General features: G+C 39.1%; 9 protein-coding genes. All 9 read left to right on the top strand.

The window, feature by feature from the left end:
• Positions 1 to 1389 (top strand): EF-P 5-aminopentanol modification-associated protein YfmH (gene yfmH / locus AC220I_RS13515; protein WP_486724375.1); only part of this gene is annotated, 1389 nt, incomplete at its 5' end.
• A 7-nt stretch (positions 1390 to 1396) separates the two neighbouring features.
• Positions 1397 to 2146 (top strand): prolipoprotein diacylglyceryl transferase, encoded by a 750-nt coding sequence (lgt, locus tag AC220I_RS13520; RefSeq protein ID WP_486724376.1) that lies wholly within the window; start codon positions 1397 to 1399, stop codon positions 2144 to 2146.
• A 269-nt stretch (positions 2147 to 2415) separates the two neighbouring features.
• A complete protein-coding gene (gene mraZ, locus AC220I_RS13525) occupies positions 2416 to 2853 on the top strand; it encodes a division/cell wall cluster transcriptional repressor MraZ (protein WP_486724383.1) in 438 nt (145 codons plus the stop codon).
• Between the two features lie 32 nt (positions 2854 to 2885).
• The gene (rsmH, locus tag AC220I_RS13530; protein WP_486724377.1) at positions 2886 to 3818 is read left to right on the top strand and encodes a 16S rRNA (cytosine(1402)-N(4))-methyltransferase RsmH; all 933 of its coding nucleotides are present in this window, start codon (positions 2886 to 2888) and stop codon (positions 3816 to 3818) included.
• Positions 3819 to 3836: 18 nt separating this feature from the next.
• Entirely contained in the window at positions 3837 to 4358 is a 522-nt protein-coding gene (locus AC220I_RS13535; RefSeq protein ID WP_486724378.1) for a hypothetical protein, read from the top strand.
• 163 nt (positions 4359 to 4521) lie between these two features.
• A complete protein-coding gene (locus AC220I_RS13540) occupies positions 4522 to 6483 on the top strand; it encodes a penicillin-binding transpeptidase domain-containing protein (protein ID WP_486724379.1) in 1962 nt (653 codons plus the stop codon).
• Between the two features lie 21 nt (positions 6484 to 6504).
• Positions 6505 to 7968, top strand: a complete 1464-nt coding sequence (locus AC220I_RS13545) for a UDP-N-acetylmuramoyl-L-alanyl-D-glutamate--2,6-diaminopimelate ligase (protein WP_486724380.1) — start codon at positions 6505 to 6507, stop codon at positions 7966 to 7968.
• Position 7969: 1 nt separating this feature from the next.
• On the top strand, positions 7970 to 8935 hold the full coding sequence (gene mraY / locus AC220I_RS13550) for a phospho-N-acetylmuramoyl-pentapeptide-transferase (protein ID WP_486724381.1): 966 nt from the start codon (positions 7970 to 7972) through the stop codon (positions 8933 to 8935).
• Between the two features lie 19 nt (positions 8936 to 8954).
• A partial coding sequence (gene murD, locus AC220I_RS13555) for a UDP-N-acetylmuramoyl-L-alanine--D-glutamate ligase (protein ID WP_486724382.1) occupies positions 8955 to 9607 on the top strand: 653 nt, incomplete at its 3' end.

Consider the following 9607-nt stretch of genomic DNA (forward strand, 5'->3'; position numbering starts at 1 on the left):
GTCTTTGGTAGGGGGAGTAAAATTTTTAAGGACGCTTATGAAGAAAAGTTGATTCAGGGTCAATTTGAACTTGATGTACAGATTGAAGATGATTACTCATTTATGATTATTTCAAATGACTATATAAATGAAATGTACCATCGCGTTTTTCTTGAATCAGGCTTAGAAGTAGTGATTGTGCCCAAAAAAGATTTTGAAAAAAAATACGCTTTTTTCGCAGTGAACTACGGCGGAATCCATAACCAATTTTACATTGGCGATGACCAATATGTAGAGATGCCTGCCGGTATTGCTCATTTTCTTGAACACCAGGTTTTTGAAGATGCAGAAAAGAGCACTTTTTCAGCTTTTGAAGAAATTGGAGCGACGATAAACGCCTATACCAGCAATTATGCCACAGTTTACCACTGTGATGCTGTTAAATATACAGAAGATGCAATTAGTTTGCTAATGAACTTTGTTCAGCAGCTTAACGTGACTGATAAGAGCGTTCATAAAGAGATTGGTGTTATCGAACAAGAGATTAGGATGTATGAGGATGAACCGTCATGGCAGCTAAATCGTGAGCTGATGAAATCACTTTTTTCAGTGCATCCGGTCAAGGACGAAATTGCAGGTACTGTTGAGTCTATTAACCAAATAGATGCTGAAAAAGTACTCTTGTGTTATAATTCTTTTTACACGCCTGAAAATATGAAAATGATTATCTTCGGAGATGTCGATGTCCTCGAGACAATAAAGTTAGTGGATCGCCTTCAAACAGATGAGTTCAAGCAAAGAAAGAATACGGCGAGAAAAGTGACTTATACTGAACCTCATGCAGTTCAAAATAAACGTAGTGTTATATATGGCGATGTTCACAAGAATCGATTTGAACTTGCTTTCAAGCATACCAAACCCCTTATTGGCGACTTCTATGATTATGCTGCAGCGATGAAAATCGCAGTTGACTTGGTCTTTGGTAGGGGGAGTAAAATTTTTAAGGACGCTTATGAAGAAAAGTTGATTCAGGGTCAATTTGAACTTGATGTACAGATTGAAGATGATTACTCATTTATGATTATTTCAAATGATACTGATGATATTGAAGCGGTTGAAAAGAAAATTTTTGAAAGTCTCAAGTACTTTAAAGAAAATGGCTTTGAGCAGGCAAATTTCGAACGCATCAAGCGCAAAATGATAGGAAGAGTTGTCTCTTCTATGAATTCATTAAATGTCATCGCGTCTAACTTTACGTATCTAAGCACAAAGGACAGAGATTTTTATAAGCAAATTGAAGCCTATAAGAATGTAACTTATGATTATACAAGGGAGGTATTTAATTACTTTTTTGAGGATTTGGATAATCATTCGATGGCAATACTCTTAAAAAACGACTTAAAGGAATAGGTGAAAAATGAACCGTTACGCATTTGAAATATTTGGGATAGGCATCGCTTGGTATGGGATCATCATAGCATCTGCAATGTTTTTGGGTGTAATTTTACTCACTAAGCTCGGTAAAAAATATGGCTATAAAGAAAATGACATTATAGATTTGGCACTTGTTGTCCTGCCGTCGGCGATCATAGGTGCTAGGACGTATTATGTTATATTTGAATGGTCCTATTATAGTCAACACCCCAATATGATCTTGGCCTTTAGACAAGGTGGTCTTGCCATACACGGTGGCATCATCGGTGGTCTAATTGGTGGCTATATCGTATGTAAGATCAAAAAACTCAAGTTTGCTGATTTAGCGGACATGGTTTCTATGCCCTTGATTTTGGGACAAGCCATTGGTAGATGGGGAAACTTCATCAACCAAGAGGCACATGGTGGCCCTACAGACTTACCGTGGGGGATCATGGTGGATGGTGTCAAGGTACATCCGACATTCCTATATGAATCAATATGGAATTTAGCAATTTTTGCAGTTTTGCTTTTGACCTTCAAAAAGCGTAAATTCTATGGCGAACATTTCTTAAAGTACATGATTTTCTATTCGATTGGACGATTTTTCATCGAAGGTCTGAGAACGGATAGTTTGATGATTGGGCCGCTCAGAATGGCGCAGGTGATCAGTTTAATATTCATCGCAATTGGGACGGGCTTTATTCTATATGCAAAAAAAAGTGGGAAATGGAAAATTGAAGATAACCACTAGATATAGGGTGTCTAAAACCATAGTAGACTGTATGTAGAACTAGAGTCGAATAATAGTTTTACAATTACAAAAAGATTGAAATTTCAATTCATTCAGAACATGAGACTTAAGCACTAGAGGCTTGGGTAAAAGCGACTTTATTTATTTTAAAGTCGCTTTTTTTGTTGCACTTTATTAAAAAAAAGTTTAAAATAACTATATAAAGTGGTATAAAATGTTACAAAGTGGGTAGAAAGACCATAACTTTTAAAACAAAGGACGAGTGGATGATGTTTACCGGAGAATACAGACACTCTGTCGATGCTAAAAATCGATTGAGCATACCATCAAAATTTAGAGAAAAGTTAGGTGATAATTTTTATATCACTAAAGGCCTTGATAACTGTCTGTTTATCTTTTCAATGGACGAGTGGCAGTTGTTTGAGGAAAAATTGAAAGCGCTACCCCTTTCTAATAAGAAGGCGAGAGCGTTTGCACGTTCATTTTTTGCTGGTGCAGCAGAGTGCTCTTTAGATAAACAAGGCAGAATTTTATTACCACAGCCCCTTAGAGAACATGCCAGTATTGATCGAGAAGTATACATAAATGGTGCAGGCTCTCGAATAGAAGTTTGGGATCAAAAGGCATGGGAAGCATATAATGACTTTATGACTGCCAATATGGACGATTTAGCAGAGGATATGGAATCTCTGGGAATCAGTTTCTAACCGCAAATGGATTGAGATGGGAGAGTAGAACTATGGGGTTTAATCATGTAACAGTATTATTGAAGGAAACGATAGAAGGCTTAAATGTAAAACCGGGCGGGATTTATGTTGATGGCACCCTAGGCGGTGGCGGACATTCTTTTAAGATTCTTCAGCTTCTTGAGGACGGTAAACTCATCGGTGTAGATCAAGATCAGGACGCACTGGCTGCGGCAACTAAGCGTTTATCCATTTTTGAAGGCAAGTTTATTCCGGCACATAGTAATTTCGAAAACATAAAGCAGGTTCTTGTGGACCTCAATATTGAAAAAATAGATGGTCTTGTCCTAGACCTTGGTGTATCTTCATTCCAACTTGATGAAGCGGAGCGTGGTTTTTCTTACATGAACGACGGAGCGCTGGACATGAGGATGGATCAAACCTCTAAGTTTTCCGCTTGGGATGTTGTTAATACTTATTCAGAAGGAGAACTTCTCAAAATCATCAGAGAATATGGTGAAGAAAATTGGGCGGTGAGAATTGCCAAATTCATCGTAGAGGCAAGAGCTGAAAAACCAATTGAAACGACTTTTGAACTTGTGGACATTATTAAAAAGGCAATACCAGCCAAGGCGAGACAGGATGGACCGCATCCGGCAAAGAGGACTTTCCAGGCCATTAGAATAGAAGTTAACAACGAGCTTAAAATTATTGAGAAAACAATTGAAGACGCAGTAAGTGTTATGAATAAGGGGGGGCGAATTGCCATTATAACCTTCCATTCATTAGAAGATCGAATTGTTAAGACCACATTTAAGAGACTAGCAGAAGGCTGTATTTGTCCTAAGGAATTACCGGTTTGTGTGTGTAACAATAAACCTAAAATAAAAATAATAACAAAAAAACCTATTTTACCGTCAGAAGAAGAACTTGAAAACAACCCTAGAGCAAGGAGCGCTAAGTTAAGGGTTGCTCAGGTAAAATAGTACCCAAGGAGGGGTAGTATGTATTCAGCTGAAATGTTGCATAGCGAATATGAAATTGAAGATTTTAACAAGTCACAATCGGCTAAAATCGTCAATATCAGAAAGAAACGCTTAGAAAGAGAAAAGCAAAAGAAAAGAGCTAAGGCGACTTTTGTCAACATCGTGAAGTCGATGCTTTTAGTGTTTATTTTCGTGGCAATGCTGAGTATGATTATCTACAAGAACTCTCTTGTCAGTGAAGCCAAGTACAACATCTTTAACTTAAAGTCTGAAATTAAATCTCTGAATACACAGATAGAAGAGCTCAATGCGGATATAGAGCAAAAGACAGAGCTTAAGGCTGTTGAGAAAATTGCAATTGAAGAGCTTAAGATGCAATATCCAACCAAAGAACAGATTGTCTACATCGATCCAACGGTCCAATATGCACTTACAGAAAAGCAAACTGCAATTCCACTAGCTTCAGATGTGGTAAAGGATGAACCAAAGCTGTTTGAAGACATGGTCACAGCAATTTTTAAAGTCAGTAAAAACAATTGATTACAGTTAAAACAAGTCTGCTAACCGCAGACTTTTATTTTATATAATAAAATTTACTTTACAAAGTATGAAATAGTCTGAATTTTTTAAGGTTCAAACTTGTTTATTGATATATTATCGCGTTCGGTTATAATAGTAGTAGTGATCATTTGGAGGCAAATTAATGACCAAATTTAGAAATAGATTATTGATTTTTTTCGTCATCACATGCTGTCTGATGGGGGCTTTGATTGGTCGATTGTTTTATATTCAAGTCATTTGGAAAGACGAATTGACTGCGATGGCAAAGGATCAACAAAACAAGAACATCCCGATTCCTGCAAAAAGGGGCGATATTTTAGATCGAAATGGCGATAAACTTGCATTTTCAATTAAGACCTTCTCGATTTGGGTGAAAGCTTCCGATGTTAAAAATCCGCATGATACTGCGGCCTTGATTGGTGATGCACTTGGTCTGGATACAAATGAAATTCAAAAGAAGATAACAGACGCATCAACCGTCTATGTTAAACTGGTCTCGGACCTCGACAAGAGTCAAGGCGACCTGATTCGCAGCAAAGGCATAAGAGGTATATCGGTTACTGAAGACAACAAGCGTATTTATCCTTACGATAATTTGGCTTCTCATGTGATTGGGAATGTCAATGCTGATAACGATGGCTTCACAGGCATCGAGTATTTTATGAACAGCGTTTTAAAAGGAACTGAAGGCAAGTTCTTTGTCACCACAGATGTTCACGGTAGACAACTGCCATATGGTGAAGATACACTGGTTGCCCCTTTAAATGGAAATGCCATCAAGCTTACAATTGATGATACCATTCAGTATTTTGTTGAGGAACGCCTAGAAGAGGCCATGATCAAACATACGCCAATTTCAGCCTCAGCAATTGTTATGGACCCTATGACTGGTGAAATTCTTGCCATGGCTTCTAAACCGGATTACAATCTTAATGCGGCAAGAGATGTAAGTGGTCTTATGGACCCTGAAGTCTTCGCAGGTTATAGTCCTGAAGAAAAGTCAAAGTATTGGAATGAAATGTGGCGTAACATCGTCATTGGAAACACCTACGAACCGGGTTCGGTTTTTAAGGCAGTAACAGCTGCAATTGCATTAAATGAAGAATTGGTCAACTTAAATACAAAATTTGTGGACAAGGGTGTAAAATATGTCGCAGGTGTTCCACTTCACTGTTGGATTTACCCAAGTGCACATGGCGAAGAAACCTTCCTTGAGGGTTTGATGAACTCATGTAATCCTGTTTTTATGGAGACGATTGATATGATTGGTTTAGAAACTTATTATAAGTATCTAGACTTATTTGGATTTTTTGATAAAACGGGCATTGGCTTACCAGCAGAGGCAAATTCAATCTCGATTCCTCAGGATAAGGTGGGACCAGTTGAACTTGCCACGATGTCATATGGACATGGTATAAACGTCACTATGATTCAAGTGGCTAGAGCCATGTCTGCAATCGTAAATGGTGGTTATTTATTAGAACCCCATATTATTAAGGAAGTCATTGATGAAAATGGTGAAATTGTGAATTTGTATCCACGTGTGGAAACGAGACAAGTCATCACTGAAGCTACTTCAGAAAAAATGAGAGTCATGCTTGAAGCCGTCGTTAAGGACGGAACAGGCCATAATGCCTATATAGACGGCATTAGAGTCGGCGGTAAGACGGGGTCGAGTCGAAAGTTTGAGGATGGCTCATATCAAGAAGACAACGTTGTGGCTTCATTTGTGGGGATTGCGCCTATTGATGCTCCCCAGTTCGTGGTTTATGTTGTTGTGGATGCGCCGCAAGATGAGTTTGGTGGGGGTAGTGTTGCAGCCCCAATCGTCAAAGAAATGTTAGAAGATATTTTAAGATATAAGGGCATAATTCCTGAGATTAAGGAGAGCAAGCAAATTAAAGCGCCTAATCTTGTGGGATTGACATATGAAGAGGCTGCTAAGATACTGACCAAGATGAAAATTAGCTTTTCGACAGATCCTATAACGATAGACAATGCAAATCTATTGATCGTCGACCAGTATCCGGTTGCAGATACAATGATTTCTGACAGTGCAACCATGATTTTATCCGTGGGTGATGAGGTTGCCACAGAAGATTAGGTAAAGAAGACAGGAGGCAATATGAAGTTAAAAAAGCTCTTAAGTGATTCAACCTTTGATGTAATAAAGGGAAGTCTTGATATAGAAATCAATCAAATTGAGCATCATTCTGGTAGGATTGAAAAGGATGCCTTGTTTGTTGCAATTTCAGGCTATCAGAGAGACGGACATGACTTTATTGGACAAGTAATAGAGTCTGGAGCTGTGGCCATATTGGTAGAAAAGGATATAGACCTTGATAAGGTTCCAAAGGGTGTGACGATTGTTAAGGTTGCCAATACTACGTTGGCTTTAGCCGAGGTGGCTAATGTTTTTTATGATTATCCCACAGAGAAGTTGAACGTCGTCGGCATAACTGGCACCAATGGTAAAACATCCATTACCCAAATGCTGAATAACCTTTACACGACATTGGGGCACAAAAATGCTGTATTTGGCACAATTGCCAATTTCATCGGCACTGAAAAAATACCCACTCAAAACACAACACCTGATGCACTTGCACTTGCGCGTTTAATGCAGGAGGCTTCTGATAAAAATTGTGACAATTGCTTTATGGAGGTTAGCTCACATGCTTTAAAGCTCGGGAGAGTTAAGGGCATGTCGTTTAATTATGCCGTTTTTACAAATTTAACAGAGGATCACTTGGATTTTCATCCTGACTTTGAGGATTATTTTGAATCGAAACTCATGCTCTTTAAGATGGCAAAAAAAGGCTGCGTGGTCAATTATGACAACCAATACGGTCAAAGAATTATTGAGACCATAGGCAATGAAAAACCTTGTCTTTCATATGGTCTAACCGACGGGGCGCAGCTATGGGCTAACAATATAGCGTATTATCAGTGGGGGAGCTCCTTTGATGTTAATTGGAAACAGGAAAGCGTGAAAGTATCGCTCAATATTCCAGGCAAGATTTACATTTACAATCTTCTGGCATGTATGGGCGTGATGTTACTTCAAAACCATACACTCACTGAGATCTGTGCATTGATTCCTGAAATCAAACCTGTTAGAGGAAGACTAGAAGCAGTTCCGAATCCACTTAATAGAACTGTTTTGCTTGACTATGCACATACGCCGGATGCCCTTGAGAATGTCCTGGTTGCCATCAAAGAGTTTGCAAAAGGCAAAATCATCACAGTGTTTGGCTGTGGTGGTGACAGAGATCGAAAAAAACGACCTATGATGGGAGGCATCGCTCAGAGCATGTCAGATATCGTCGTATTGACCAGTGACAATCCTAGAACGGAAGCACCTGATCAAATCATAAAGGATGTCCTTGAAGGTATGCAAGCATCAGATGATTTATTTGTCGTTGAAGACAGACGTGAAGGCATCTACAAGGCCTTATCGATGGCAGGGGATGACGATGTGGTTCTGGTTGCGGGTAAGGGTCATGAGGACTATCAAATTATAGGTAAAACAAAGTTTCATTTTGACGATAAAGAAGTCGTACAAGCATTTTTTAATGAGAGGAAATAATATGTTAACAATTTTCGAGTATAATTATATGTATTACATTGCGTTTTTTTTATTGAGTTTTGTAGGGGGACTACTACTTGGCCCTGTGATTATTCCTCAATTAAAAAAGCTTAAATTTGGTCAGGCCATAAGAGAGGAAGGGCCTCAGTCGCATCTTTCAAAAGGCGGAACGCCTACTATTGGTGGTTTGATTTTTATAACTGCATTTTTAATACCAGTTTGTTTTTTCTTGATGCAGTCCTATGAAGTCATTTATGTCTTAACGGGTCTATTGGCCTTTGGTGTTGTTGGATTTTTGGATGACTACATCAAGGTCGTTAGAAAACACAATCTTGGCTTAAAGGCCAAGCAAAAGATGGTGCTTCAAATCTTAGTCAGCCTTATTCTAGCTGTAATGGCAGTTAAGTTTGGTACAGCGATTTACTTGCCTGTGGTTGGCTATCAGGTTGAGCTTGGTATTGCATTTATCCCATTTATGCTCTTTTATTTTATAGCGGTTGATAATGCGGTAAACCTTACAGATGGACTAGATGGCCTTGCGGCATCGGTGACTACGATTGTAATGTTTGCATTTGCATATCTTTCATTTTTGCAAGACAAGCCTGAAATGGTAATGCTTTCATTGGCGATGGCAGGTGCGCTTATTGCCTATCTAAAGTTTAACTGGCACCCGGCTAAAGTATTTATGGGGGATACGGGATCATTGGCACTTGGCGGCATCGTGGCTGCTATGGCGGTGGTCCTAAAGTTACAACTGTGGATACCAGTGATAGGTCTGATTTATGTGATTGAAACCCTATCGGTGATCATACAGGTAAGCGTTTATAAGAAGACTAAAAAAAGAGTGTTCAAGATGGCGCCAATTCATCACCATTTTGAACTCGTTGGTTATACAGAGAAGAAAATTGTAGGCATTTTTTCGCTTATTACACTTGTTATGAGCGTTATTGGCATTTTAATATACTAGAATCTTGGAGGTTACTCAGATGGTTTTTAAAGATCGACGTGTTTTGGTGATTGGACTTGCGAAGTCTGGCATTTCAGCAATTAAAGCTTTAAAAGAAGAAGGGGCACTCGTCGTTGTGAATGACGCCAAATCGGCACTTCAACTTGAGAGCTTGATCCCTGAAATTGAACCCTATGTGGTGGAAACAATCTTAGGTGGACATCCTGAAGCCGTAGACCAGTATGATCTTGTTGTAGTGAGCCCTGGAGTACCTCTTGATATTCCCTTTATAGAGAAAATCAAAGCCATGAATATGCCGATTATCGGTGAAATAGAGCTGGCTTATCAGCTTTGCAAGGGCCAGTTTGTCGGTATTACCGGTACCAACGGCAAGACCACAACGACTGCTTTAACCGGTGAGATGTTCAAAAACGCTCAAAGAGACCATTTTGTCGTGGGCAATATCGGAATTGCTGCAGTATCAAAAGCGAAGGAAGCAAGTGAAAATACGGTAATGGTCACTGAACTCAGCAGTTTTCAGCTGGAATCTATTATTGATTTCAAGGCACATGTGGCTGCTATACTCAATGTGACGCCTGACCATTTGAACCGTCATAAGACGATGGAAAACTATACCCAAGCCAAGGCAAGAGTCTTTGAAAATCAAAATGCGGATGATTACTTGGTCTTGAA

The sequence above is a fragment of the Fusibacter sp. genome (assembly GCF_057447755.1).